Annotated in this window: 23 protein-coding genes and 3 tRNA genes; 9 read left to right on the top strand and 17 right to left on the bottom strand. The window is 61.8% G+C overall.

The window, feature by feature from the left end; translation table 11 throughout:
- Positions 1–2,112: TraI/MobA(P) family conjugative relaxase (gene traI, locus B7X30_RS06720; protein ID WP_286729984.1), on the top strand; the 2,112-nt coding region annotated here is incomplete at its 5' end.
- Between the two features lie 378 nt (positions 2,113–2,490).
- Here the strand turns inward: traI and B7X30_RS06725 are convergent.
- From B7X30_RS06725 to B7X30_RS06785, 13 genes are all read right to left on the bottom strand, one after another.
- Positions 2,491–2,567, bottom strand: a tRNA-Pro gene (locus B7X30_RS06725).
- Between the two features lie 31 nt (positions 2,568–2,598).
- Complete coding sequence (locus B7X30_RS06730; protein ID WP_286729985.1) at positions 2,599–3,003, bottom strand: MerR family transcriptional regulator; 405 nt, start codon at positions 3,001–3,003, stop codon at positions 2,599–2,601.
- Between the two features lie 201 nt (positions 3,004–3,204).
- On the bottom strand, positions 3,205–3,552 hold the full coding sequence (locus B7X30_RS06735) for an integration host factor subunit alpha (protein ID WP_286730000.1): 348 nt from the start codon (positions 3,550–3,552) through the stop codon (positions 3,205–3,207).
- Between the two features lie 44 nt (positions 3,553–3,596).
- Positions 3,597–6,038 carry a phenylalanine--tRNA ligase subunit beta gene (pheT, locus tag B7X30_RS06740; RefSeq protein WP_286729986.1) on the bottom strand — a complete coding sequence of 814 codons (2,442 nt, stop codon included), beginning with the start codon at positions 6,036–6,038 and terminating at the stop codon, positions 3,597–3,599.
- Positions 6,039–6,106: 68 nt separating this feature from the next.
- Positions 6,107–7,150 (bottom strand): phenylalanine--tRNA ligase subunit alpha, encoded by a 1,044-nt coding sequence (pheS, locus tag B7X30_RS06745; RefSeq protein ID WP_286729987.1) that lies wholly within the window; start codon positions 7,148–7,150, stop codon positions 6,107–6,109.
- Positions 7,151–7,309: 159 nt separating this feature from the next.
- The gene (rplT, locus tag B7X30_RS06750) at positions 7,310–7,666 is read right to left on the bottom strand and encodes a 50S ribosomal protein L20 (RefSeq protein WP_013105707.1); all 357 of its coding nucleotides are present in this window, start codon (positions 7,664–7,666) and stop codon (positions 7,310–7,312) included.
- Positions 7,667–7,715: 49 nt separating this feature from the next.
- Entirely contained in the window at positions 7,716–7,913 is a 198-nt protein-coding gene (gene rpmI, locus B7X30_RS06755) for a 50S ribosomal protein L35 (RefSeq protein WP_013123033.1), read from the bottom strand.
- 213 nt (positions 7,914–8,126) lie between these two features.
- Positions 8,127–8,672: a translation initiation factor IF-3 gene (gene infC, locus B7X30_RS06760; RefSeq protein WP_156052675.1), complete on the bottom strand. Its 546-nt coding sequence runs from the start codon at positions 8,670–8,672 to the stop codon at positions 8,127–8,129.
- A gap of 51 nt (positions 8,673–8,723) precedes the next feature.
- Positions 8,724–10,643, bottom strand: coding sequence for a threonine--tRNA ligase (gene thrS, locus B7X30_RS06765; RefSeq protein WP_286729988.1), 1,920 nt, complete (start codon positions 10,641–10,643; stop codon positions 8,724–8,726).
- Between the two features lie 146 nt (positions 10,644–10,789).
- A tRNA-Val gene (locus B7X30_RS06770) sits at positions 10,790–10,866 on the bottom strand.
- Between the two features lie 47 nt (positions 10,867–10,913).
- Positions 10,914–13,130, bottom strand: coding sequence for a RelA/SpoT family protein (locus tag B7X30_RS06775; protein ID WP_286729989.1), 2,217 nt, complete (start codon positions 13,128–13,130; stop codon positions 10,914–10,916).
- Complete coding sequence (locus B7X30_RS06780; RefSeq protein ID WP_286729990.1) at positions 13,127–13,966, bottom strand: alpha/beta fold hydrolase; 840 nt, start codon at positions 13,964–13,966, stop codon at positions 13,127–13,129. Before B7X30_RS06780 ends, B7X30_RS06775 begins: the two co-directional genes overlap by 4 nt.
- A 90-nt stretch (positions 13,967–14,056) precedes the next feature.
- On the bottom strand, positions 14,057–14,398 hold the full coding sequence (locus tag B7X30_RS06785) for a transglutaminase (RefSeq protein ID WP_286730001.1): 342 nt from the start codon (positions 14,396–14,398) through the stop codon (positions 14,057–14,059).
- Positions 14,399–14,573: 175 nt separating this feature from the next.
- Between B7X30_RS06785 and ompR the strand changes: the two genes are divergently transcribed.
- The 3 genes from ompR to B7X30_RS06800 all read left to right on the top strand — a co-directional run bounded on the left by ompR (position 14,574) and on the right by B7X30_RS06800 (position 17,675).
- Positions 14,574–15,302, top strand: a complete 729-nt coding sequence (ompR, locus tag B7X30_RS06790; RefSeq protein ID WP_013105699.1) for an osmolarity response regulator transcription factor OmpR — start codon at positions 14,574–14,576, stop codon at positions 15,300–15,302.
- Positions 15,271–16,746, top strand: coding sequence for an ATP-binding protein (locus B7X30_RS06795; RefSeq protein ID WP_286729991.1), 1,476 nt, complete (start codon positions 15,271–15,273; stop codon positions 16,744–16,746). The genes ompR and B7X30_RS06795 overlap by 32 nt, the downstream gene beginning before the upstream one ends.
- A gap of 119 nt (positions 16,747–16,865) precedes the next feature.
- Positions 16,866–17,675: a DUF2189 domain-containing protein gene (locus B7X30_RS06800; protein WP_286729992.1), complete on the top strand. Its 810-nt coding sequence runs from the start codon at positions 16,866–16,868 to the stop codon at positions 17,673–17,675.
- A gap of 3 nt (positions 17,676–17,678) precedes the next feature.
- On the opposite strand, the gene B7X30_RS06805 is transcribed toward B7X30_RS06800, so the two are convergent.
- Positions 17,679–19,307 carry a peptide chain release factor 3 gene (locus B7X30_RS06805; RefSeq protein ID WP_013123025.1) on the bottom strand — a complete coding sequence of 543 codons (1,629 nt, stop codon included), beginning with the start codon at positions 19,305–19,307 and terminating at the stop codon, positions 17,679–17,681.
- A gap of 179 nt (positions 19,308–19,486) precedes the next feature.
- Between B7X30_RS06805 and dnaQ the strand changes: the two genes are divergently transcribed.
- The 3 genes from dnaQ to B7X30_RS06820 all read left to right on the top strand — a co-directional run bounded on the left by dnaQ (position 19,487) and on the right by B7X30_RS06820 (position 21,792).
- Positions 19,487–20,197, top strand: a complete 711-nt coding sequence (gene dnaQ / locus B7X30_RS06810; protein ID WP_286729993.1) for a DNA polymerase III subunit epsilon — start codon at positions 19,487–19,489, stop codon at positions 20,195–20,197.
- A 75-nt stretch (positions 20,198–20,272) separates the two neighbouring features.
- A tRNA-Val gene (locus B7X30_RS06815) sits at positions 20,273–20,347 on the top strand.
- A gap of 506 nt (positions 20,348–20,853) precedes the next feature.
- The gene (locus tag B7X30_RS06820; protein WP_286729994.1) at positions 20,854–21,792 is read left to right on the top strand and encodes an ion transporter; all 939 of its coding nucleotides are present in this window, start codon (positions 20,854–20,856) and stop codon (positions 21,790–21,792) included.
- Here the strand turns inward: B7X30_RS06820 and B7X30_RS06825 are convergent.
- From B7X30_RS06825 to wrbA, 3 genes are read right to left on the bottom strand one after another with little or no spacing between them, the layout of a single operon-like run.
- Positions 21,734–23,164 carry an FAD-binding oxidoreductase gene (locus B7X30_RS06825; protein WP_286729995.1) on the bottom strand — a complete coding sequence of 477 codons (1,431 nt, stop codon included), beginning with the start codon at positions 23,162–23,164 and terminating at the stop codon, positions 21,734–21,736. The two genes, B7X30_RS06820 and B7X30_RS06825, sit on opposite strands and share 59 nt — an antisense overlap.
- A complete protein-coding gene (locus B7X30_RS06830) occupies positions 23,151–23,540 on the bottom strand; it encodes a DUF2069 domain-containing protein (protein WP_286729996.1) in 390 nt (129 codons plus the stop codon). Before B7X30_RS06830 ends, B7X30_RS06825 begins: the two co-directional genes overlap by 14 nt.
- A 12-nt stretch (positions 23,541–23,552) precedes the next feature.
- Entirely contained in the window at positions 23,553–24,149 is a 597-nt protein-coding gene (gene wrbA / locus B7X30_RS06835) for an NAD(P)H:quinone oxidoreductase (protein WP_286729997.1), read from the bottom strand.
- A gap of 17 nt (positions 24,150–24,166) precedes the next feature.
- On the opposite strand from wrbA, the gene B7X30_RS06840 reads away from it, so the two are divergent.
- Positions 24,167–25,450, top strand: coding sequence for a YihY family inner membrane protein (locus tag B7X30_RS06840; RefSeq protein ID WP_286729998.1), 1,284 nt, complete (start codon positions 24,167–24,169; stop codon positions 25,448–25,450).
- A gap of 83 nt (positions 25,451–25,533) precedes the next feature.
- Positions 25,534–26,589 (top strand): tyrosine-type recombinase/integrase, encoded by a 1,056-nt coding sequence (locus B7X30_RS06845; protein ID WP_286729999.1) that lies wholly within the window; start codon positions 25,534–25,536, stop codon positions 26,587–26,589.
- Positions 26,590–26,995 lie beyond the last annotated feature (406 nt).

Consider the following 26,995-nt stretch of genomic DNA (forward strand, 5'->3'; position numbering starts at 1 on the left):
CACGATCATGTGCATCTGATCGTCAACCGCGTGCATGCTGACGGCCATACGGCCAAGGTGCCCAAGTATGACTGGCTGCTCCTGGACAAAGCCATGCGCGAGATCGAGCTTGCTCAAGGCTGGCGACACAGCCCCGGCCCTTATGGCGTCGTCCACGATCAGGGAAAGGCTGGCATCGTGCGCATGAGCCGCGCCGAGCGCACCACCCTGGGGCAGCTCGACGGGGGGCAGCGCGTGAGCAACGCGGCCAAGGCGGCTGAGCATCGCAACGCCGGGGCACAGTCGTTTCAGACGTGGCTTGCAGGGGAACCGGCTCAGGTCATTCGCACCGCCGTGCAGTCCCCAGGGGCAAGTTGGCACAGCGTGCACCGAGCCGCAGCGCTCTATGGTGTGACGATTCAGCCCAAGGGTTCGGGCATGGTGGTAACAGCCACGCTCGACGATGGGCGCGTGTTGGCGGCCAAGGCGTCGCAGATGGGGCGGTGGGCAAGTAAGAACGCCCTGGAAAAAGCGCTTGGCCCCTATGAGCCATCACGCGGTCCCATGCCAGAACCAAAAGTGAAGTATGCCGCTGCGCTGGACGGCCAGCGCGCCAGCCTCCGGGGTGAACCGCAGCATGCCAGCGCCGACCCCGAACGGCAGCGCCGCCGTGCTGAACGTGCCCAGGCACGCGCCCTGCTGGCTGCGCGCTTCAAGGCCGAGCAGGAGGCAATCAGGAAACAGCGCCAGGCGCTGCGCAAGGCGATGACCGCGCGTCACCGTGACGAGCGGCAAGCATTGATCCCCACGCTACGCGGAGAACGTGCCACTGCACTAGCGGAGCATCGGCGCGATGGCATGGACGCCAAGGTTGCTCTCAGCTACCGGGCATGGGAAGAAGCAAAAGCCAAGGAAGCACTCCAGAAGCGACAGGCGGCCGAGCGCAAAACGTTGACGGCCAAGACTCCACGGACCGAAGTGTGGCGCACCTGGTTGGAGCAGCTGGCCGATCTGGGCGATGAAGCGGCCAAGGCAACGCTGCGCGGCATCCGCTACCGCGAGCAGCGCAACAGCAAGAAGTACCAGCAGCAGGACGGCATCGAGGGCGAAGATCTCGACCCGCTGCGCAAGCTCACCGTGGCCGCGCTCGATGTGCAGATCGACCACAAGCGCCAGTTGGTAATCTACCGTGGGCAGGATGGCCAGGCGAAGTTCACCGACACAGGGCCGCGCATCGTCATGCACGACAAGGCAGATGACTCCCTGGAAGCGGCCTTGCGCATCGCCGCGCAGAAATACGGAGGCAAGGTGGACATCACGGGGAGCAGTGAGTTTCGGGAGCGGGCGGTGCGTGAGGCTGTGCGGCTGGGCATCGTCGTCACCAGTTCCGATTTGCAGCCTATCGTCGCCGACGAGCTGCAAAGTCAACAGGAGCGGCAAAAACAGCGGCAACCGCGGCAACCGCCAGTCAAACCTACTCCCCAACCGCCAAGCGCGCCACGGCCCCGCTACGTCATCGACACAGCCTTCATGGCCGCCGAATCCGCTCTGGCACACCTGCCCGTCGCGGGATGGGACGCCATCGAAGCGGCGGGGCAAGACAAAGCGCTGACCGCCGAACAGCAAGCTGTGCTGACCGATCCGGCGCGCCAGACCCTGGTTGATGCCAAAGGCCAGCTCACCGTCGCAGGACAGGCAGTCTATAACCGGATGCAGGAACAAGGACTGTTGAAACACAAGGCCCAGAAGAAAGAGCCGCTGCACTTGCCCACAGAAACTGTGGACAAAGCCAAGGACAAGAGCGCTGAAAGGCACCCAGTGCATGCGCCAGCACAGGCCTCGCTTGAAATGCCTGAAAAACAGGCACAGCCAGCGCCCACGCAATCCAACGAATCCCCCTACCCCGGCATCGACCGGGCGCTGGCGGAATGGGAGGAAGCCAAAACCGGGGGCGAGAAGACCGCAGCAGCCACGGCCTGGATGCGCGCCATCGACCGCATCCGGGCCGACGGCGGCAGTGTGGGAGATGCTGCGCAACACACCATCGGCCGCATGGACGATGGGGCGGGCGCATTGATGCGCCAGGTTGAGATCAACGCTGAAATTGAGCGCTCACGAGGGATTGGGCGGTGAGCGGCGTACAGCATATCGGCAATCGCAATCGCCATTTCCGGGCCGCTACGCCATGTCGCAACCTTGTCTCCACAAACCGGGGGCAACACTGTGGACAGAATCCGCAACAGCGCGGCACAGTGGGGTGCGCCGCTGCCGTGCCTGAAAAGTTCTGCGCTGCGAGAACCGTCGCTGTGGCCACCCGGCCCCATGAGATCGATCAGCTCACGCAGGGGGAGCCGCAGGGGGAGTTGTAAAAGGTGCTGCGTGGGTGTGTTTTGGGGGAATCTAGGGGGAATTCAGGGGGAATTAATCCGCGAAATTCACCATTTAGACGAAAAAAAGCCCACAGTGTTAGTGTGGGCTTACTCTCTAACTCGTTGATTTGCTGAGTAATTTTGGTCGGGGCGAGAGGATTCGAACCTCCGACCCCCTGCACCCCATGCAGGTGCGCTACCAGGCTGCGCTACGCCCCGACGACCAAAGCAAGCAATCATACACTATTCCTCAGGGTTCGATCAAACTTCTGCGGATCGAGAGGAGTTCGGCGCGCAATTCGTTGATGTGCTGAATGGCAGGTAGCGGCACCAGCGGAGCCTGCTCTCCGGCCTCCGGCGTGCCCGCTGCTTCTTGCATTGCGTGCTCCTCGCCAGGAATTCCGCCCAAGCGCGCTCGGGCGCCGCTGATGGTGAAACCTTGCTCATACAGCAGCTCGCGAATACGGCGAATCAACAGCACCTCATGGTGCTGGTAATAGCGACGGTTGCCCCTTCTTTTCATCGGGCGCAATTGCGCGAATTCTTGCTCCCAATACCGCAGTACGTGCGATTTCACGCCGCACAACTCGCTGACTTCTCCAATGGTGAAGTAGCGCTTGGCAGGAATGGGCGGCAATGCAGGGACGGCACTCATGGTGGCGACGGGGAAAATCTTAGAAGCGTGAGCGGTTACGTCAAAACGGAATTCGCCCAAAGGGGCTGGTTAATGGATTTTGCCGCATCTCAGGCGCATAACGGCAATGTCCAGCCGGATTCACCGTGGGTTCGTGGCATCCTTCATATACCTTACCAACAAATTTCGGCGTTCTTCGGCGATTTGCAGACCCGGCGAAGGTCATTGCACGTCTTCGGCCAGATCAACAAGGGCGGGGCTTTGGAGTTGATGCTTGAACTTGTGGCTGGCGTGGAAAATCACCACCCGGCGCGCAGCGATGGGAATGATTTCGCCGGTGCGGGGATTGCGGCCTGGCCGCTGCGCCTTTTCCCGCAACTGGAAATGGCCGAACCCGGAAAGTTTGACATCTTCGCCGCGGCCTAAGGCATCTCGAACGCGATCGAAAAAGGCATCGACCATGTCTTTCGATTCACGTTTGTTGAGGCCGATACGCTCATAGAGCTGTTCGGCGAGTTCTGCCTTGGTCAGCGTCGGTGTCTGCACCGATTCGATCTGAATGCGTGCCATCTGTGTCCTCCTGTGTGCTGCTTTTGTTGTTGTTTCGACCGACTTCAACCCCTGAGTTGTGCCCCGGTTGCAGTCGCCAACTCGGCAACCAACGCCTGACAGGCGGCATCCACCCGCTCGTCAGTCAAGGTTTGCTGGTCTTGCAACTGCAGACGGAAGGCCATGCTTTTCGAGGTCGTGTCTCCGGGCGGGGTGAACAGGTCGAAGAGTCGCACCTCCCGGATGATGCCGCAAACCGGAATGTTCTGGATGGCGGTTTGTACTGCCTGCTGCATCTGCGCATAGCTGACGCCCGAGGGAACCTGAAACGCCAGGTCACGCTGCACGGCGGGTACGCGGTTGATGGGGGCAAACACGGGCAGTTTCTGGGCCTGCAACAGCCCGGCATCCAGCTCGAAGATCACGGGTGCAAACTGCAGGTGATAGCGCTGCACCCATTGCGGATGCAATTCTCCCACCACACCCAGGCGCTCACCGCCCAGCCGAACTTCCGCGCTGCGCCCCGGATGCAAGGCGGGATGATGAACCGGCATCCATTGCAACTCGCCCGTGCCCTCGCCTGAGCCCTCACACAAGGCCTCGACATCTGCCTTCACATCGTAGAAATCGACCCGGCGTTCCGGCTCGGCCCACTGCACGGGAAACACCGAGCCGTAGGCCAGACCCGCCAGGCGCATCGGCTGGCGAATGCCCGCAACCTGCATCGGCCCGTTCTCGGCCTGCGCATCGCGCGCAAACACACGACCGAGTTCAAACAGCCGCACCCGTTTGGCACGGTGGTTGAGGTTGTCTGCCAGCACCTTGACCAGCGAGCCGATGAGCGTGGAGCGCATCACCGACATCTGTGACGCGATGGGATTGAGCAGGCGGATGGGGTCAGCCTGACCTGCGAAATCCTGCTCCGATTGCGCATCCACAAAAGAGAAATTGAGGGTCTCTTGATAGCCCAGGGCCGCGGTTTTCAGACGTAGGCTGTGCAAAGTGCGCTGGCCCTCGGGCACCGGCAGCGGATGCAGGCGCGCCACCGGCGCCTGGGTTGGAATGTGCTGATAGCCGTGAATGCGTGCGACTTCTTCGATCAGATCTTCTTCAATCTCCAGATCGAAACGTTCAGCGCCTGGCGTCACGATCCAGGCGGGTTCAGTGCTGTTGCGGTCGAGTTCAGCCTGAAGCCCGAGCCGCGAAAAAATCTCGCCCATGCGGTCTGAGCCGATAGGAATGCCGATGACTTTCTCGCACCGCGCCACCCGCATCCGCACCGGTTTGCGCTGCGGCAGTTGGGTGATCTGATCGTCGGCCGGGCCCGCTTGTCCGCCGCAGATGTCCAGAATCAGCGCGGTGATGGCGTCGAGGTGCTCGACGGTGGTCGCATAGTCGACCCCGCGCTCGAAGCGGGCGGCCGCATCGGTAGAAAAGTTCAGACGGCGGGCGCGACCACGAATGGCGTCCGGCCACCAGAATGCGGCCTCGAGGTAGATGTCTGTGGTGTCCAAGGTGACGGCGGTGGACTCGCCACCCATGATGCCGGCAAGAGATTCCACGCCGTTTTCGGCGGCAATCACCCCCATGTCAGCGTTCAGGGAGATGGTCTGCCCGTTGAGCAATTCAAGCTGCTCGCCTTCGCGCGCCCAGCGCACGGTCAATCCGCCGAGAATCTTGGCCAGATCGAACACATGGCTCGGGCGGCCCAGCTCCAGCATCACATAGTTGGAAATGTCGACCAGGGCCGAAATGCTTCGCTGTCCGCTGCGTTCCAGCCGCGTCTTCATCCATTGCGGCGTTTCGGCCCGAGCATTCACCCCGCGGATGATGCGGCCGGAAAACCGCCCGCAGAGATCGGGCGCTTCAATGCTCACCGGCAATCGGTCCGCCAGAGTGGGCGCCACGGGCCTGAACGTCGGTTTGTGGAACACCGCACCCGTGACCGCAGACACCTCACGGGCGACGCCGATGATGCTCAGGCAATGCCCCAGATTCGGCGTGAGCTTGATGGTGAACACGGCTTCGTCGAGCGAGAGCCATTCACGCAGATCCGCCCCGGCCTGCGGCGCTCCTTGAAGCGCCAGCAAGCCGGCATGATCGGCCGACAGGCCCAGTTCGCGTGCGGAGCACAGCATGCCCTGCGATTCCACACCGCGCATCTTGGCCGGCCCGATCCGGAACGCGCCCTGCCCCTCTTGCTGCGGCGGCAACTCGGCCCCCACCAGCGCACAGGGCGCGGCCATGCCGACGGCCACATTGGGCGCACCGCAGACAATTTGCAGCCATTGAGCCGCGCCGACATCCACCTGGCAAACACGAAGTTTGTCGGCATTGGGATGAGGCTGCACATCACGCACCAGCCCCACCACAACCCCCGAAAAAGCGGGCGCCGCGGCTTGCACTTCCTCCACTTCCAGACCCGCCATGGTCAGGGTATCGGCCAGCGCTTCGGTCGAGAGGTCGGGATTGCAAAACTGGCGCAACCAGGATTCGGGAAACTGCATGATCAGCTCTTTGAAAAGTTCAGCTCAGCGGTCAGGCCGCAAAATAGAAGCGAGGGGTGGCGACTGGGTCAGGCGAACTGCTGGAGAAAGCGCGGATCGTTTTCGTAGAACAGCCGCAGATCCGAGATGCCGTAGCGCAGCATGGTGATGCGATCCAGACCGCTGCCAAAGGCGAAGCCGATGAACCGCTCGGGGTCGAGCCCGAAATTGCGCACAACCGTGGGATGCACCTGCCCGGAACCTGCAAGCTCCAGCCAGCGGCCTTTGAGCGGCCCGCTCTCGAACATCATGTCGATCTCGGCGGACGGCTCCGTGAAGGGAAAGTACGAGGGGCGAAAGCGCACCAGAATATCGTCACGCTCGAAGAAGGCCTTGAGAAAACTGGTGAAGGTGCCCTTGAGATCGGCCATCGACACATTCTGGTCGATCCATAGTCCTTCAAATTGATGAAACATCGGGGAATGCGTCGCGTCGCTGTCCACACGATAAGTGCGTCCCGGCGCAATCACCTTGATCGGCGGCATTTCGGCGGCCCCTGCATACCGCTGCACGTGGGCACGGGCATGGCGAACCTGCATCGGAGAGGTATGCGTTCGCAGCAGCAAAGGTTGGCCGTGCACATCCTTGGCGTCGACGTAGAAGGTGTCTTGCATCGAGCGCGCGGGGTGATTCTGCGGCGAATTCAGCGCGGTGAAATTGGTCCAATCGTCCTCGATTTCCGGGCCGTCGGCCACGTCGAAACCCATGGAGCGGAAAATCTGCTCCATCCGCATCCAGCTACGCGTCAGCGGGTGCAAGCCGCCTTGATTTCCAGCGCGCCCCGGCAAGGTCACGTCAATCGCCTGCGCCTGCAGTTGAGCCTGGAGCGCCGCCTGCTCGATCGCCTCGCGCCGCTGTTGCAAAGCCTGCTCAATCGCCTGTTTTGCCAGATTGATCTCAGCGCCCCGGGCCCGCTTTTCCTCAGTCGGGAGAGCCGCCAGGGCTTTCATCTCGATGGTGATCAAGCCGGTCTTTCCCAAATAGCGCGCCTTGGCGTTTTCCAGCGTGGCGGAATCCGTCGCTCGCGAAAACTCGGCACTGGCTTGATCGATCAGGGTTTGCAAAGGATTCATAGACTAAGTACACCGAAAAAGTGTGAACAGACATCCCAAGAGCGGCAACCAACCCTTGCGCCCAAGCGCAGCACCGCCAACAAAGAACAAAGGCCTGCGGAAACAGGCCTTTGCACAGCAAGACATCGCAACAGAGCAACAAAGCTCCAGGCCCTGCGATCAGGCCATTGCTGCCTTGACCTGAGCGACGATTTTGGCGAACGCTGCTGCGTCGTGCACCGCCATGTCGGCGAGCACCTTGCGGTCAATTTCGATCTGCGCTTTTTTCATGCCATTCATGAACACGCTGTAGGTCATGCCGGACTGGCGCACCGCGGCGTTGATCCGGGTGATCCACAGCGAACGGAATTCACGCTTCTTGGCACGGCGGTCACGGTAGGCATATTGCCCAGCCTTCATCACCGCTTCTTTGGCGATGCGATAGACGTTTTTGCGGCGGCCGCGGAAACCCTTGGCGAGGTCGAGAACTTTTTTGTGACGTGCACGTGCAGTCACACCACGTTTGACGCGAGGCATTTAAGACTCCTTATCCTGATTGATTGTTCGAACTGAGGCGACTGGCGCTTCAGGCGAAAGGCATCATGGCTGCGATCTGCTTCAGATCGCTGTCATGCACCGCCGTGGCTCCACGCAAGTGACGCTTGTTCTTGGTGGTTTTTTTGGTCAGGATATGGCGCTTGAACGCTTGGCCACGTTTGACAGTGCCGCCCGGACGCACGCGGAATCGCTTTGCGGCACTCTTTTTGGTCTTCATCTTGGGCATGATTGCTCCATTAAATATGACATATCCGCAGGCGGTCTGACGATGAACCAGACACTTTCAAGCCCACGCACACGAGTTTTGCGGCATTCGCCCATCTGAGCCAAACACACGCGACTGCAGCTTGCGCCACAGGTTTGTTCACCGCCAAAAAGCAGGAACACACTTCTCGCCTTCGCTGCACCAGCACCATTTGAACCAGCGCAGCAAAGGCTGTTATTTTTTCTTCTTCGGCGAGATGACCATGATCATCTGCCGCCCTTCCAGCTTGGGCATCTGCTCAACCTGGCCGACATCTTCGACATCGGCCTTAACGCGCTCCAGCACCCGCATCCCGATGTCTTGGTGGGTAATTTCACGCCCACGGAAACGCAGACTGACCTTGCCTTTATCACCTTCTTCCAAGAAACGGCGGAGGTTACGCAGCTTGATCTGGTAGTCGCCGTCGTCTGTTGCCGGACGGAATTTGACTTCCTTGATCTGGATTTGCTTTTGCTTGGACCGGGCTTCGTGGTTCTTTTTTTGTTCTTCGTATTTGAACTTGCCGTAATCCATTAAACGACAGACCGGAGGTGATGCGGTCGGCGCAATTTCCACCAGATCCACATCATGCTGCTCGGCGAGTCTGAGCGCCTCAGTAAGAGAAACCACCCCGAGCGCCTCGCCGTCAGGTCCGACTAGGCGGAGTTCGGGAAGCGTGATTTCGCGATTTAGACGATGCGCGCGTTTTTCCGGTGTATTACGGCTCTGGAACGTAGCGATGGCTCAAACCTTTCAATTCATTTAGACAAATATGCTGCCCCAGCTGAGTTCTTACTGCTGGGCTGATCCGCGCGACTGCACTTCCTGGGAGAGTTTTTGCGTCAGCGCCTCCAGGGACAGCACCCCGAGGTTGACATTGCCGCGTGGCCGTACCGCGATGGTTCCCGCGTCTCGCTCTTGGTCACCGACCACAAGCAAGTAAGGCACTTTGCTCAATGCATTTTCACGTATTTTATAGTTGATTTTTTCGTTGCGCAAATCCAACTCGACCCTAAAGCCTTGTTTTGTCAGCGCTTGTGCAACAGATCGTGCGTAATCGGCCTGCGCGTCGGTGATGTTCATCACGACGGCCTGAACCGGCGCGAGCCACAGCGGCATCGCGCCGGCGTAGTGTTCGATCAGTACACCGATGAAACGCTCCATCGAGCCGACTATCGCCCGGTGGAGCATGACCGGCCGCACCCGCTGCGAATGCTCATCGACATACTCGGCATCCAGCCGCTCGGGCATCATGAAGTCGACCTGCATGGTGCCCACCTGCCAGGCGCGACCGATCGAGTCTTTCATGTGGTATTCGATTTTCGGGCCGTAGAACGCGCCCTCTCCCGGCAACTCCTGCCACGCCACACCGCAAGCCTGCAGCGCAGCGCGCAATGCGGCCTCGGCTTTGTCCCAAACGGCTTCTTCGCCGATGCGCTTTTCTGGGCGCAAGGCAATTTTCAGCGCGATATCGGTAAAGCCGAAGTCGGTGTAGACCTGCATGGCCTGCTGGTGAAAAGCTGTTACCTCGGCCTCGATCTGATCTTCGGTGCAAAAAATATGACCGTCATCCTGCGTGAAACCGCGCACGCGCAGCAGACCGTGCAGCGCACCGGAGGGCTCGTTGCGATGGCATGAGCCAAACTCGCCATAGCGAATGGGCAGATCGCGATAGCTGCGCAGACCTGAATTGAAAATCTGGATATGACCGGGGCAGTTCATCGGCTTGACCGCGAACTGGCGCTTTTCGGACTCGGTGAAGAACATGTTCTCCGAATAGTTGTCCCAGTGACCCGAGCGCTTCCACAAGCTCACATCGAGAATCTGCGGCCCCTTGACTTCTTGGTAGCCGCTATCGCGATAGACCTGCCGCATGTACTGTTCGACAGCCTGCCACAGCGCCCAGCCTTTGGGATGCCAGAAGGCTAACCCCGGCGCCTCTTCCTGGAAATGGAACAGGTCGAGTTCCTTGCCGAGCTTGCGGTGATCGCGCTTTTCCGCCTCGGCCAAGGCGTGCAGATAGGCGTCCTGATCTTCTTTCTTGGCCCAGGCGGTGCCGTAAATCCGCTGCAATTGCGCGTTGCGATGGTCGCCGCGCCAATAGGCGCCGGCCACCTTCATCAGCTTGAACACCTTCAGCCGCCCGGTCGATGGCACGTGCGGGCCGCGGCAAAGATCGGTGAAAGCCCCTTCGGAATACAGCGACACATCCTCACCCGCAGGAATACTAGCGATGATTTCGGCTTTGTAATGCTCGCCGAGCGACTTGAAATAGTCGACTGCTTCATCACGCGGCAGCACTTTGCGGCGCACTGGCTCATCCTTGCGGGCAAGTTCGGCCATGCGCGCCTCGATCTTTTCGAGATCTTCAGGCGTGAAGGGCCGCTTGTAGGCGAAGTCGTAGTAAAAGCCATTTTCGATCACCGGGCCGATGGTCACTTGCGCGTCGGGATACAGGTCTTTGACGGCGTAGGCCAGAAGGTGAGCGGTCGAATGCCGAATCACTTCCACCCCCTCGGCATCCTTGTCCGTGACGATGGCCACCTCGGCATCTTGCGAAAGGCGGTAGCTGGTATCGACCAGCTTGCCGTCAACTTTTCCGGCCAAGGCCGCCTTGAACAGCCCGGCGCCTATCGACTGCGCCAGTTCGGCGACCGCCAGCGGGGCTTCGAAAGCACGTTTGGAACCGTCTGGCAGGGTGATTTGAAACATGATGCGTCTCGCTCAAATAAAAAAGGTGCGGATGGACCGCACCTTGTCATCGCTATGCACGGGCGTGCGGACCTCTAAAACTCAGGGGGTCTGCAAGCTAGTTCGAAAAGGATGCATGGCGTTGTATGAGGAGCTTGGAAAGAATTTGGTAGGCGGTATTGGAATCGAACCAACGACCTCTTGCATGTCAAGCAAGCGCTCTAACCATCTGAGCTAACCGCCTACGAAGCCCGCAATCATAGCACGGCTCTTGTGCACCAAATAACAGAGTTATTTTCTCGAAGCTTTCAGCACACCGGGCACGTCGGCAATGAGCTTGAGGGCGCGCTTGAGTTTGGCGCTGTTGGCCAACTGCACGGTGAACCGCATCTGCGCTAGGTCGCCTACTGAGCGGGTGCTCACTGCGATGACGTTGATGCGCTCTTGCGTCAGCACGTCGGAAATATCGCGCAGCAAGCCTTGGCGGTCGTTCGCGCTGACCTCCAGGTCGATCGGGTAGAGCGCGCTGGCATCATCTTGGCCGGCCCAGGTCACGGCAATCACGCGCTCGGGATGCTGGCGAGCGATATTGCGAAAATTCTGGCAATTGGCGCGGTGAACCGTCACGCCTTTCTCACGGGTGACAAAGCCGCCGATGGCGTCGGGCGGGGCCGGTTTGCAGCAAGCCGCAAGCTGCGTGAGCAGCGAGCCCATGCCCACGACCAGCACCTGTCCGCCCTGCTTTTTGGGGGCAACGCCACCGCTTGAAAAAACCAGTGACTCGTCCACAGCCGAAGTGGCGGGATCGGCGCGCAGGTAGGCCTCGATCTGCCGCTGCGAAAACTCATCTTTGCCGACGCGCTCGAATAGCTCATCGGCAGTGCGAAACCCCAATCCGTCAGCCAGACTCTGCAAATTGAAACTGGTCTTGCCCTCGCGTTGCAGCAGGCGCTCGACCTGCGCTCGGCCCTTGGCAATCGTCTGCTGCTGGGCGAGTTGATTGAACCAGGCGCGTACCTTGGCACGCGCCCGAGGGCTGCGCAAATAGCCCAGCTCGGCATTGAGCCAGTCTCGCGATGGACCGCCCTCTTTCGCTGCGACGATCTCCACCGTCTGCCCGCTACGCAGCGGCGTGGTCAGCGGGATGAGCGCGCCATCGACGCGCGCGCCACGGCAGCGGTGCCCCAGATCGGTATGCAGCGCATAGGCGAAATCCACTGGCGTGGCGCCTCTTGCCAGCTCGACAATGCGGGCCTGCGGAGTCAGCACGAAGATGCGGTCTTCCGCGTCGGCCTCCACGGCGGGGTCGGCGGAGGCGCCCGTCGATGCTGGCGCACTTGCTGCTGACGAACTTGCACCGGCGAGTTCCTGCTGCAGTGCCAGCAGCTGGCGCGCCAAGGCGATGCGCGATTGGTAGTCGCCCGCCTGCGTTTGCCCTAGATAACCCTTGGCGCCCGCCTCTTTGTAGGCCCAGTGCGCCGCGCTGCCCTGCTCGGCGTGCGCATGCATGGCGGCGGTACGAATCTGGATTTCAAAAATCTGACCCGAGTCGGTTCGCACCACGGTGTGCAGCGACTGATAGCCGTTGGGCTTGGGCTTGGCGATGTAGTCGTCGAACTCGCCCGGCAGCGAAGCCCACATGGCGTGCACCACGCTCAAGGCGGCATAGCAGGCGCTGACGTCGCCGACGATGATGCGCAAGGCTCGCAAGTCCATCACCTGCTCGAACTGCAGATGCTTGCCTTGCATCTTGCGCCAGATGCTGTAGATGTGTTTGGGTCGGCCAACCACCTCGGCGGCGATGTGTTGCCGCTGCAATTCCTTCTGCAGCAGGGAGATGGCCGTGCTGATGCCCTGTTCGCGCTCGACGCGCCGCTCGTCCAGTTTGCGGGCGATGTCTTTGTAAACCTCGGGCTGCATTAAACGGAAAGACAGGTCTTCCATCTCCCACTTGACCTGCCAGATGCCCAGACGATTCGCCAGCGGGGCATAGACCTCCATGCTTTCAGCCAGAAATGCCGCGGGCGCGGCTTGCTTGGTGCGGGTGAAATATCGCAGGGACTGCAGCCTTGACGCCAGGCGCAGCAGGGCGACGCGCAGATCGCGTGAAAAACCAAGCAGCAGGCGCCGCACCAATTCGGTGTGCCGACGCCGCAGTTCCGCCTCGTCCGGACCGCTCCTTGCCATGCGGGAAACTTCGACCAGCTTGCGTGTTTCCACCGACAAGGCCGCCAGCGCTTCGCCGAAGTGTTTGCTCAGCTGATCTTGCGGATGCGCCAGTTGGGGCACCACCAGATTGAGGTAGGCCGCGGCCTGGGCGTCGGCATCGGCACCGATTTCGCGCAGGATGGAGCTCACGCCGTCCGCATGCTCCACGGCGGGCTCGCCGGTTTCGAGCACCACGGTATCGATCAGCGCCAGGGCGTAGGCCCGCGCCTGGTCGATCCGTTGGTCTGCGGGCTCCGCCTGGGCGGCGCTACGCACCGCGACGGACTGATTCGGGCTCACGACAGCAAAAAGTCGCGCACGATGCCCACCTGGTCGGGTTGCACCAGCGTCGGCGCGTGCCCCACGCCAGCAAGCTCGACCAGCCGCGCCCTGGGGCCGCGCTGCGTCATCGCCAGCGCCGTCTGCACATTGAGAATGTCGGAATCCGCCCCTCTCACAACCAAAGTCGGCGCTGCGATCTGATCGTAGGCCTGCCAAAGGGCGATTTCGCCAGCCGCTACGGCCTGCGCCGTCGCCGCGCTGAACGGCTGAGATAGCGCGGGGTCGTAGTGCAAGCGCCAGCCGTCACCGTCCGGGCGCAGCATGGGGCGGGTCAGCGCCATCCATTGCTCCGGGGTGTGGGGGCCAAAGCCCTGCGAAATTTCGCGTAGCGAATCAGCCGCCTGTTCGGGGGTGTCGAAGCGCATTTGCCGTCCGACATAGCTGGCGATGCGCATCAACCCTCGCGGATCGAGCGATGGACCGACATCGTTGAGCACCAGCCGATCTATCGGGCTGTGCTCCATGCCGGCCAGAGCAATACCAATGAGCCCGCCCAGCGAAGTGCCCACCCAAGACAACCGACGCGCTTTCAGACGCGCCAGCAAGGTGACAAGATCGGCAAGGTATTGCGGCACCTGATACAGCGCAGGATTGGTCAACCTGTCCGACTCGCCCCGGCCGGGAAGATCAGGGCACACCACGCGGCGGCCCGGTTGCAGCGCCTGAGCCAGCACGTCGAAATCGCGGCCCTGCCGGGTCAGACCATGAACGCAGACGACGACATCATCTTGGTCCGCAGCGCCCCATTCCCAATAGGCCAGGCGATGCAAACCTCCGGGATGCAGGCATTGCACAGAGCAGAGACGAGGCTGATTTTCCACGGCGATCAACTGAGTTTCAGAAGGATCGGCTCATCATACCGATCACCGACCGACTCGGAGAGATCAGTGATGCGATTTGTGCGTGGCGGAGGGCGCTCGCGCGTTCATGCCCTGCGTCACGCCTTGAATCTGCTGCCGCAGAATTTCCCGGTCATGCAAGGTCAATACATGCGGCTTAACAGGCGTGGACGCTGCCGGGCTGAGAAACTGCGAAGTAGCCAGACGGCCATCCGCCACCTTGCCGCCCGCTCCTTCGGCCAGGTTGGCCTCCACCGGCCCGGCAATCTGACGCAGCCGCTGCGGCATCAACGCCGCAGACGCCCCCGCCTGGGCCACCGTGCCGACAAGGCAGGCGCCGATCAGGGAAATCAGGCGTAATCGACGCCAGGATGGACGCAAGATCACAGGCAAGGGCGTATCCAAAGTTTGCAAATGAAATTATCGAATCGAATCGACCCGAATCACCTTGCTCTCGCAGTAAACTCTGTAACAAGCCTTAAGCTGACACATCTCTGCAAGGAAGGTCGGCAGCCTCGTTTGCCTTGTTTTTGCCTTGTTTTCATTCAGGAATGACGCCTCTATGGACCACGAAAAACCGAAGAAGCTGATGGTCGTCGATGACGACGCGCGCATCCGCGACCTGCTGCGTCGCTATCTCTCTCAAGAAGGTTATGAAGTGTTCGTAGCCGAAGACTCCAAGGCGATGTCGCGCATCATGGTGAAGGAGCGCTTCGACCTGATCGTGCTTGATCTGATGCTTCCCGGTGAAGACGGCCTGTCCATTTGCAAGCGTCTGCGCGCCTCCAAAGACCAGACCCCGATCATCATGCTGACGGCCAAGGGCGAAGATGTGGATCGCATCATCGGCCTGGAAGTCGGCGCTGACGATTACCTGCCCAAGCCCTTCAACCCCCGAGAACTCCTTGCCCGCATCAGCGCAGTGCTGCGTCGCCAGCCTTCGCCGGAACTGCCCGGCGCGCCCTCGCGCGAAGACGAAACCGTGGTGTTCGGCCCCTTCAGCCTCGATCTGGCCCGGCGCGAACTCAGCAAGAACGGCGAAGTCATCAGCCTGACCACCGGCGAATTCGCCATGCTCAAGGCGCTGGTGCGTCACCCCCGCCAACCGCTGTCGCGCGACCGCCTGGCCGAGTTGGCCCGCGGACGCGACTACGAAGCCTTCGACCGCAGCCTTGACGTCGCCATTTCTCGTCTGCGCAAAATCATCGAAACCGACGCAGCGCATCCGCGCTACATCCAGACCGTATGGGGCGTGGGCTATGTCTTCGTCCCCGACAACGCCGAAGGCTGATCCTGACGAAGGCCCTACCCCGCCCGACCAGACGCCGGGGCGTGGCGCGGGCTCGGTCGGCGGCTCTGCAGCTTTCTCTCTCAGTCCATTTTCCCGTATGACGCGCTGGATCAGCGCGCTGTTCGGCCGCCTGTACTGGCGCACCTTTCTGCTCATCGTCCTACTGGTCAGCGCCAGTCTGGCGACGTGGTTCCAGAGCTTTCGGCTGCTCGAACTCGGCCCCCAAGTCGAGCAGACTTCCCGGCAGATCACCAGCCTGATCGATCTCACGCGGCTGGCGCTGATTCACTCCGACCCGCAATACCGGGTTTCGCTGCTCGAAGATCTGGCGAAAAAAGAAGGCATCTACATTTACCCGCGCAGTCCGGGCGATCAGTGGACGCCGATGAATCATTCCGAATTCACCCGGCGGCTTGAAGTCGCGGTGGACACGCGGTTGAACGAACATCTCGATTTCGCCGACGTCGTGAACGACCGCCCTGGCTTGTGGATCGGCTTCGTGCTCGAAGGCGACCCCTACTGGTTGCTGCTCGACCGCTCCCGGATCGATCCCTCGCTGAGTGAGACCTGGGCAAGTTGGGGCGTCATCGCCACCCTGTTGGCGCTCATTGGTGCGGCGGTCATCGCCAGCTTTGTCAACAAGCCGCTGCGCGATCTGCGCCTGGCCACGGCCCGCGTGGGCGCCGGCAATTACTCGCAGATGCTCGACGAGCTGTCGGGCATGCGCGAAATTCGCGAGGTCAACCGGGGTTTCAACCGCATGGCGCGCAGCCTTCAGGAAGTCGAAGAGGAGCGCGCGCTGATGCTCGCCGGCATTTCGCACGACATCCGCACGCCGCTGGCCCGGTTACGGCTGGAAGCCGAGATGAGCGTGCCCGACGAGCAGGCGCGCGAATACATCATCGAAGACATCGAGCAGGCCGACCGCATCATCAGCAAATTTCTTGAATATGCGCGCAGCACCACGCCGAAGATCGAGACGGTGGATCTCAATGCCTTGATCGACTTTGTGCGCGATCGTTATCAGAAAGACGAGACCGTGGTGCTGCACCTGCAGACACCGCCGGTTCCGCCTGTCCGCGCCAACACCCTGGAGCTGCAACGCGTTGTGGTCAATCTGGTGGAAAACGCCAAGCGCTACGCCTTGACGCCGGGTGAAGTGCACACCGATCTCGACATCAGCCTGCAGCCGGGCATCGACCATGTGCAACTCACCGTGCGCGACCACGGCCCGGGCGTCCCGGCCGATCACCTCGCCCAGCTCACCCGTCCGTTCTTTCGCGGCGACGCGGCCAGAACCTCGGCCAAGGGCACGGGCCTGGGTCTTTCCATCGTGGAAAAAACCATCACCGCCATGGGCGGGCGCCTTGAGCTCAGCAATGCTCAGCCTGGCGGTTTGCAGGTTCAGATCTGGTTGCCGCAAGCCAGCGCCCATACCAGCTGAGACATCACGATAGACACCACGGGGTATCCCGGGTTGTGCGACGGTTTGTCACACCTTAGCCTCTGAGTTGGATGGGCTGCCCTAAGTCGGCTGCCCCCAACATGGAGGAGAACAGGGATATGACGCCAGAAGAAGCGCAGCATCACCCGCTAGCCGCGGAAACCCGCACCCGTGTGAGCGTGTGCAGCCTGCAATGGAATACACCTTTTCGCTGGCTGGCCGCCGGTTGGCGCGACTTTGCCCGCTGCCCGGTTGTCGGTCTGAGCTACGGGCTCATTTTCACCGCGCTGGGCTGGCTGCTCGCCTGGACGCTGGCGAGTTCGCCCGAATACACCCTGATGCTGGCCGCTGGCCTGCTGCTGGTCGGCCCCGCCCTGGCCATGGGCTTGATGGAAGCGAGCCGCCGCTGCGAGATTAATCTCAAGGCGCAGCTGAACTTCTGTATCCGCTGCTGGTGGCCTCACCGGGGCAGCGTGGCCATCTTCGCCGGACTGCTGCTGGTCATCGAGTTGCTGTGGGGGCGCACCGCGCTGGTGGTGTTTGCCCTGTTTTTCGATGCGGGCATGCCCGAAACTGGCGGCGTGTTGCGGCTCTTGCTCGACCCTGCCAACGTCACATTCGTCCTGGTTTATCTGGGGGTCGCTCTGCTGTTTGGCGGGCTGGTGTTCGCCATCAGCGTGGTGTCTATCCCCATGATGCTCGATCGGCCCGTGGACGCCATCACCGCGGCGCTGACGAGCCTGCGCGTCTGCCTGGAGCATCCGGTGGCGATGTTCTTCTGGGCGGCGTTGATCGGCAGCATCAGCCTGCTGGCCATGCTGCCTTTTGGCTTGGGTTGGATCATTGTGCTGCCCGTCATTGGCCATGCCAGCTGGCACGCCTACCGGGGCGTCGTCTGCCCCAGTCTGCAACAACCCGCAGCGACCTGACCGTCAAGTCTGCAGCGAGGTCTTGAACACCTGGCCGGCATGCTCACGCAGGGTATGGAACTGAATTTTGGGCGCCAGCTCCTGCATCACCCGCAATTCGCTGGCGTGCGTGAGCAAGACCGCCGGCGCATCGACCACGTCGTAGGCGATGCGGTGGGCATTGGTTTCGATGAACCGCTTGAGCGCCTGCGGATCGTCGCAAGTGAACCAGCGCGCCATACGGTATTTGCTGCTTTCCATGCGCGCCTCCACGCCATACTCCGACTTGAGCCGGTGCTGCACCACTTCGAACTGCAGTGTTCCCACGGCCCCCAGCAGTAGGCTGCCGCCGGTGGACGGGCGAAAGACCTGAATCGCGCCCTCCTCGCCCAGTTGCTGCAGCCCGGTGCGCAGTTGTTTGCTGCGCATCGGGTCGGCAATTTCGACCGCACGAAACATCTCGGGCGCGAAGAACGGCAGCCCGGTGAACTGCAGTTCTTCCCCCTCGCTCAGGCTATCACCCAGATGCAGCGTGCCGTGATTGGGAATGCCGACGATATCGCCGGCAAACGCTTCGTCCAGCAACTCGCGCCGCTGTGACATGAAGGTCACGACGCTGCCCGGCCGAATGTCCTTGCCCGTGCGCCCCACCCGAATTTTCATGCCGCGTTCGAAATGGCCCGAGACAATGCGAACGAACGCAATGCGGTCACGGTGAGCCGGGTCCATATTGGCCTGGATCTTGAACACCACGCCGGTAAACGCGCTTTCGTCCGGCTGCACCACCCGCGTGGTCGCCGCGCGCGGCAATGGAGACGGCGCGAGTTCCACCAGCGCATCGAGCACCTCCTGCACGCCGAAGTTGTTGATCGCCGAGCCGAAAAACAGCGGCGATTGACGCCCTGCGAGAAACTCCGCCGCATCAAAAGCAGGCGCTGCTTCGCGCAGCAAGCCGATTTCGCCCTGCGCCTGTTCGTAGGGCTGGCCAAAGCGGCGCGCCGACTCGGGATTGTCGAGCCCGGTCAGCATCTGGTCGTCGTCGCGCACCCGCTCCTCGCCGGGCCGGAACACCCGCATGCGGTCCAGGCGCAGGTCATAAACGCCGTGAAATTCGCGCCCCATCCCCACTGGCCAGGTAAACGGCACCACGGCCATGCCCAGATTGCGCTCGATCTCGTCCATCAAGTCGAGCGGCTGGCGCACCTCGCGGTCCATCTTGTTCACGAAGGTGAGAATCGGCGTGTTGCGCGCCCGGCAGACTTCGAGCAGACGCAGCGTCTGCTCTTCGACGCCATTGGCCGCATCGATCACCATCAACGCCGCGTCCACTGCGGTCAGCACGCGATAGGTATCTTCAGAAAAGTCTTGGTGACCCGGCGTATCCAGCAGATTGATCACGCAATCGCGCCACTCCATCTGCATGACCGACGAGGCCACCGAAATGCCCCGTTGCTTCTCGATCTCCATCCAGTCGGAAGTGGCGTGGCGACTGGCCTTGCGCGCCTTCACGCTACCCGCAATCTGAATCGCGCCGGAGAACAACAGCAGCTTTTCGGTCAGTGTGGTCTTGCCCGCGTCGGGGTGAGAGATGATGGCGAAAGTGCGTCGCCTGCGGATCTGCTCGCGGTTCAGTTCGGATTCGTTAGTGCTCATGGTCTGGCCGGGTCGCATCTCGCGACGGCTTGCATCTGGGGTAGGCTTTGGGCTGCGTAGCGGGAAAAGAATTTGAATTTCATAGACCTGAGGCCTTGCAGCCCGCCGCTACGCGCAAAGTGGCCGCCATTCAAAAAGCGGCGCAGCAAACCCCCTATTTTGCCTGAGACCCACCCCGCATGACACGCCAAATCGTCCTCGACACCGAGACCACCGGCCTCAATCCCGCCAGCGGCGACCGCATCATCGAAGTTGCCGGAGTCGAACTGTTCAACCGCAGGCTGACGGGCAAGCACTACCACGCCTACCTCAACCCGGACCGCGCCAGCCACCCCGACGCCCTCAAAGTCCACGGACTCACCGAAGAATTTCTCTCCGACAAACCGCGCTTCGAGCAGATCGCCGACGACCTGCTCGAGTTTGTGCGCGATGCCGAAATCATCATTCACAACGCCCCCTTCGATTGCGCCTTCCTCGACGCCGAACTCGAGCGACTCAACCGTCCCGCCTTCAAGCAACACGTCCCGCTGGTCACCGATACGCTGGCGATGGCCAAGCTGCAGTTCCCCGGAAAGTTCAACAACCTCGACGCGCTGTGCAAGCGTTTCGGCATCGACAACGCACATCGCACCCTGCACGGCGCACTTCTCGACGCCGAATTGCTCGCCGAGGTCTATCTCAGTCTCACGCGAGGTCAAGAAAGCCTGGTGATCGATCTGGAGACGCCTCAACAACAGATGAGCGTGGCTTCGCACCGACTCGATCATTTTTCCCTGCCCGTTCGCGCCCCCAGCAGCGACGAGCAAGCCGCGCATGAAGCGTTTCTGCAATTGCTCGACAAAAAAAGCCAAGGCAAGAGCATCTGGCGTCCGGGCGCGGAGGCGAGCTAAAACAGTTGAACCGAAAAAAGTGTGCAATAATTGGCGACTTTGCTGATCGTCCTTCCTGGAACGGAAGGGTGATTTGGGCGGTTAACTCAGCGGTAGAGTGCCACCTTCACACGGTGGAAGCCACTGGTTCGATCCCAGTACCGCCCACCAGTTTATTATTCGGTATAGTTCAAAGAGAGCCGTAACGCATACAGAAATCAATGCTTTATGGCTTTTTTTATTCCGTAGCTGTTCGGTGTCGTTCTTTGACATCCGCGAGGCGATAGGGGTACAAAGCAGGGGTACATCAGAAAGGCATGGGGTACATGCCTAGATGGGGGGAACCCATGCCGCTGACTGATACCGTCGCCCGCAACACAAAGGCCACCGACCGCGCCCAAGCGCAAGGTCTTCATTGCGGCGGGCACCGGGCTCGCACCGTTCCAGCCGATGTTTCGGTAGCCTGAAAGGCAAGCCGAACTCGACAGCGCCGTGCTGTAATTTGGATGAAGGACCGTCGCGCAGGACATCACTGCCCGCTTGCATCCAATGCCCGGGATCGTCGTGCGGTGCCTCAGTCGCGAAGAGCCCCAACCGGAGGCTCCACTGATCGGTGGCCGCAAGCCCCGAGTTGCGCCCCCATAGAATCGCGAAGCGCCTTACTTACGCCTACGCCGATGCAAAACCGACAGTCCAGCACCCAGCTTGCGCCACGCTCCAAGGAGGGGTGGCGGGCGTACTGGTACCGGGTGATGTATTACCACGACGAGCGCGACGAAAAGCTATTCGATCTGGTGCTGATCGGCTTCATTCTGCTCAGCGTGCTGATCACCGTGCTCGATTCGGTGCAGGCCGTGCAGGTTCGTGCGCATGGAGTGTTTTATGTTTTAGAGTGGATTTTCACCATCGCTTTCACGCTGGAGTATGTGCTTCGGCTGTCCGTGGTGCAGAACCCGTGGCGGTATGCGCGCAGCTTTTTCGGCATCATCGATCTGCTGTCTTTCCTGCCGGCGTATCTGGAGTTGCTTTTTCTCGGGTCGGGCCATCTGACGGTTATCCGGACTCTCCGGGTGCTGCGTATTTTCCGAATTCTCAAACTGATGGAATACACCAGCGCGTCGAATCAGATGCTCGATGCGCTGTCTCGCAGCAAGAACAAGATTTTTGTGTTCGTGCTCAGCGTGCTGACGCTGACCACTATTTTCGGCTCCATCATGTATCTGGTCGAGGGGCCGCAAAACGGCTTCACCAGCATCCCGCGTGGCATCTACTGGGCCATCGTCACCATGGCCACGGTGGGTTTTGGCGACATCACGCCGAAGACGGCGCTGGGGCAGATCATCACCTCGGGCATCATCATCGTGGGCTACGGCATCATCGCCGTGCCGACGGGTATCTATTCGGCGGAGCTGATCAACTCGTATCGGAACCAGCGCCGCGTCGAAGAACACCGCCAGGCGCAAGAGGAAGACGCCACGGCGTGCTCGCGTTGCGGGCTGGTCGGGCACACTGCAGATGCCCGCTATTGCCGCCGCTGCGGCGAAGCGCTGCCGGGTATCAGCCCGGCCACATCTTCCCCGGATTCATCAGATTCTGCGGATCGAGCGCCTGCTTGAGAGCGCGCATCTGGGCCAGCGCAACCGGGTTGCCGTAACGCGCCAGATCGTCCCGCTTGAGCTGGCCGACTCCGTGTTCTGCCGAGAACGTTCCGCCGCAAGCCACCGCGGCATCGTGCACGATGCGGTTGCAAACGGTTTGATGCTCGGCCAGAAAACGTGCCGCATCCGCGCCCACCGGAGCCTGCACGTTGTAGTGCAAATTACCGTCGCCCAGATGGCCGAAAACCACCAGGCGTGCACCGGGCAGCGCCTGCGTCACCAACTCGGCGGTGGACTCGACAAAGGCGACCATGCGCGAGAGCGGCACGCCGATATCGTGCTTGATGTTCAGTCCCTCCTGCGCCTGCGCCAGCGGAATCGATTCACGCAAATGCCAAAGCGCCTGGCTTTGCGACAGGCTCTGCGCCACGGCTGCATTGACGATCAAGCCATCGTTCAGCGCTGTCTCCAGCAGAGACTCCAGACGCGCCCTGCCCTGCGGCTCGCCCTCGGTTTCGCTCGACTCCAGCAGCACGCACCAAGCGCTGGGCAACTCAAAAGGCAAAGCGAGCTGCGGAAAATGCTGCTGCACCAGTTGCAGACTGTGCGCGCTCATCAGCTCGAAGCCGGTCAGGCTGCACCCCAGCCGGGCGTTTGCTAAGCCGAGCAGGTCAATGGCGGCGGCCACTTCGTGCGCGGCCACCAGCGCGGTGATTTGCGCCGCCGGTTGCGCAAAGAGCTTGAGCGCCGCCGCGGTGATGATGCCCAGCGTACCCTCGGCGCCGACGTATAGATCGCGCAGGCTGTAGCCGGTATTGTTCTTGCGCAGCAGGTTGAGTGCGTCGAGCACCTCGCCCTGCGCGGTGACGACTTCCAGTCCGAGACACAACTCGCGGGCATTGCCGTAGCGCAAGACCGCCGTGCCGCCAGCGTTGGTCGAAAGATTGCCGCCTATGGTGCAACTGCCCTCAGCGGCCAGAGACAGTGGAAACAGCAGACCGTGCTCGGCCGCGGCTTGCTGCACGGTGGCCAGCACACACCCGGCTTCCGCGACGAGCACGCCGCCCGCGGGGTCGATGGACCGAATGCGGTTGAGCCGCCGGGTACTCAGCACGATCTGCTCGCCGCTGGCGTCTGGCGTGGCCCCGCCGACCAGGCCGGTATTGCCGCCCTGCGGCACCACCCCCACGCCATGCAGCGCACAAAGCTGCACCACCCCGGCCACCTGCGCGGCGTCGCCCGGCAGCACCACGGCCAGCGCGCGTCCCTGATAGCGTTTACGCCAATCGGTCAGATAGGGTGCACAGTCTTCCGCCAGGTGCAGCACATGCGACGTGCCAAGCAATGCGCGCAAGGCGTCCAGAAAGCGATGCTGTTCAGCGGGCAGCATGGCGCAGCGCTCCGGTGCGCAAAAAACCGGCCACGCTGAGGAACAACAGCAGCGAGAGCAGCAGTTCAATCCACCCCAGCCCGCGCGACGCGGCGCTGGGGTCGGTCAGCGCGCGGGTGATGCCCTCGGCCGCGTAAAACCACAACAGGAGGCTCAGCCAGCGAAACGTCTGCGCCCTGCCCCGCAACACGCCGGGCACGGCGGGCAAAAGGGGCAGTACCTTGAACACCAGCAGCGATCCTCCGGGATGCAGCGGCGCCGCCCAAAGCTCCCAGACCACGCACAGCAGAATGAGCGCCAGCAGGCTGGCTACCGCACCCCGGTGCCAGACATGCTGCCAGGAGGCGGTCGATAACGGTTGAGAAGAATCCGACATCATGCGCCCGGTTCAGTCTGCCGCAAGCTTGAGCGCCGCTCGCGCCAGCCGTTGCCCCAGCGCGAAGGCCAGGCGCTTTTCCTCTTCGCTCACCGGCAGGCTGGCGTCGAGCGCGGCGTGATGGCTGGCGCCGTAGGGCGTGCCGCCGCCGCGGGTGGTCATCAGCCCCGTCTCGGTGTAGGGCAGGCCGACGATCAGCATGCCGTGGTGCAGCAGCGGCAGCATCATCGACAGCAGCGTGCTTTCCTGGCCGCCATGCAGCGTGCCGGTGGAGGTGAACACCGCCGCCGGCTTGCCCGCCAGAGCGCCCGAAAGCCATAGCGCCGAGGTCTGGTCGAGAAAGTATTTGAGCGGTGCGGCCATATTGCCAAACCGCGTGGGCGAGCCCAGCGCCAGAGCGGCGCATTCCTGCAGATCGCTCAGTTCCACATAAGGCGGCCCTTCGTCGGGAATGGACGGTGCGGTCTGTTCCGCCACGGTGCTGACCCGCGGCACGGTACGCACCCGCGGCAGCGCCCCCGGCACCTGCGCCACGCCTTGCGCCAAACTTTCGGCCAGCGTGCGGGTGCCGCCGTGTACGCTGTAATACAGAATCAGGATGTCTTTCATGCCGCTATCGTATTGCCATGCCCCGCCTTCGCCCCTCCGACACCCTGCTCGCCAGCCTGCGCACCCTGGCCCGACGCTTTGCTCAGGACAATCTGGCGCAAACCGCGGGTAGTCTCACCTTCACCACCCTCATCTCCCTGGTGCCCCTGCTCACCGTGGTGCTGGCGGTGTTCACCGCGTTTCCGGCGTTCGACAGAATGCAGGGGCAGATCCAGGCGCATCTGGCGCAAACCATGCTGCCCGATGGCATCTCGGACAAGGTGTATCACTACCTGAGCGATTTCGCCGCCAAGGCAAAGAGCCTCGGAGTGGTCAGCGTGGTTTTTCTCATCGTCACCGCCACTTCGATGATGCTGACCGTTGACCGTGCGCTCAACGCCATCTGGCGCACCCCGCGGCCCCGTTCGCTGGCGCAGCGCGTGCTGCTCTACTGGGCCGGTTTCACCCTCGGCCCACTGGTGCTGGGCGCGAGCATCGGTCTGATGAGCTTTGTCGCTGGCGCACACCGCGGCTTGCTGCATCACCTGCCCGGCGGAGCCAGCGCCTTGCTGAGCTTTGCTTCGTGGGCCGTCATGGCTGTGGCGCTGGCGGCGCTGTTCCGCTTCATTCCCAACACCGAAGTGCGTTGGCGCGACGCGCTCATTGGCGGATTCGTCGCCGCGCTGGCCTTCAGTCTGGGCGGGCGGGCGCTGGCCTGGTATTTCTCCACCGTCACCACCTACACCGCGGTCTACGGCACCTTTGCGGCCCTGCCCCTGCTGCTGTTGTGGATCTACTTCAGCTGGATCGCCGTGCTGGTCGGCGCCATGATCGCGGCTTATCTGCCTTCGCTGCGTGTGCGCGCGATCCGGCTGGACGGCTATGCGGGCGCCGAGTTTCTCAACGCGGTGCAAGTGCTCAAGCTGCTCCACGGCGCGCGCCTCGCGCCCGATTGCGGCCTGCCCGCCGATCAACTCTCCAAGCGCCTGCGCATCGATCCCCTGCAATTGCAAGACCTGCTCACCGTGCTGGAGCGTCTGGGCTGGATCGGCAAGGTCGCCGCCAAGCCCCGCAGCCCCTCGCGCTGGGCGCTGCTCTGCAACCCCGAGGCCACGCCCCTTGGGCCATTGATCGACGCGCTGCTGCTCGATAAAAAGCGCGCTGCTCACACCTCGGCGCTGCTCGGCCACATGCTCAGCGATGAAGAGCGCGACTGGAGTCTGGCTCAACTGCTATCGGAACCGCCCGTCACAGCCGATGCGTCAGCATCTGCCACCACATCACCCAGTCGCCCATCAAGAGAAAATAGGTTAGGCTTATAACCCGCATGAATGCTTGATTCTTGTCGTGAGAATTCCTCATTTGGGGGAATATAGGGGGAATCGAACGACCGTTCGGAGAAGCTATGGCCTATATCGAGAAGAGGAAAAACGGATACCGGGCGCAGGTACGCAGGCGAGGCATGCCGTCTATTTCGCGCACCTTTGATCTACTGTCCGACGCCGAGTCCTGGGCCAGGGAAATTGAGCGCGAAGCACAGAGAGGCAACACGGCGGCATTGCGCAACGATGCCGCGCGGGTAACGGTCAAGGAGTTGGCCGATAGGTACATGGAGACAGTAACCGCCATGCGTTCCTATCGCTCGCTGCGCGTGTACATCACCGGCGTTCGAGAGCGCTTCGGCCCGCTTTTCCTTGCCAATGTGCACGCCATCGATGTAGCCGCGTGGAGAGACAGCTTGTTGGCGAGCGGACTCAGCGCGTCCAGCGTCAAGCATTACCTGCAGGCCGCTTCAGCGATGTTCTGGTACGCGGAGAACGAACTATCGATCCACTTGCCCGCGGGCAACCCGGTGCGGGGCGTAAAAAAGCCCAGCGAAGCCGGGTGCGCTCGCGACAGGCGATTGAAGCCGGGCGAGTGGGACTATCTGATGCGCGCCACGGTGCCCGGCGCTCGGCTGAGGGTATCGCGGGAGATCAGGCCCATCCTGGTGCTTGCAGTGGAAACATCCATGCGACTCGGTGAGCTTCTCTCACTGCGATGGGAACACATCGACTTGGCCAGGCGCACGGCTCACCTGCCGCGTACCAAAAATGGCAGTTCACGCACGGTCGCGTTGTCCGGGTCCGCGTTGTCGGCGTTGCAAGGCATGCCGCGCCGAATCGACGGCAAGGTCTTTAGCTGGAAAAACACGAACAATTTCGAACCTGTCTGGAAGAGCTGTCGCACCCGCGCTAGGCGCCTGTACGAAGCCGAGTGCGACGCGCAGCGCACCCGGCCCGACCCCGCGTTTCTGGCTGATCTGCGCTTTCACGATCTGCGCCATGAGGCCACGTCGCGCCTGTTCGAGAAGGGCCTGGGCATCATGGAAGTGGCGAGCATGACGGGACACAAAAGCCTGTCCATGCTCAAGCGTTACACGCACATCGAGGCGGAAAAGCTGGCGAAGAAGCTGGGATAACCCCCTATGGGGCCGGGCCGGGGGTGTCTGAAGCCCCCTGCCCGGTGATGGCGGCCCGCTGGCCGCCGCCAGGGTTGCCCCTGGTTCCGCTTGCGCGGGGAGTTGAGCCGCGCTGCGCGTGCCGGGCATAGGGTTGCCCGGTGGTCATCTTCTGTATAGGTAATGTGTGCGCCGCGAGTGAAGATTTTTACCTCGCCGCGCACACGGTTGACCCGCCGCCTACCGGCGGCTGCGGTGGCGGCGTGCCCCGCTGCTGCCGCAGCTCGGGGGGCTGGTCTGCAGGACTGCCACGAGGCTCCGGCCACGAGGCTCCGGTGGCCTGGTGGTGCGTGCATGCAACGGGCCTGGAGAATTTGCAGAAAACCTATTGCAATCATCCTCTAAAACGATCATCATAAATTCGTTT

Origin of the sequence: Thiomonas sp. 13-64-67, from assembly GCF_002282795.1 — a bacterium.
Taxonomy (GTDB): domain Bacteria; phylum Pseudomonadota; class Gammaproteobacteria; order Burkholderiales; family Burkholderiaceae_C; genus Thiomonas; species Thiomonas arsenitoxydans.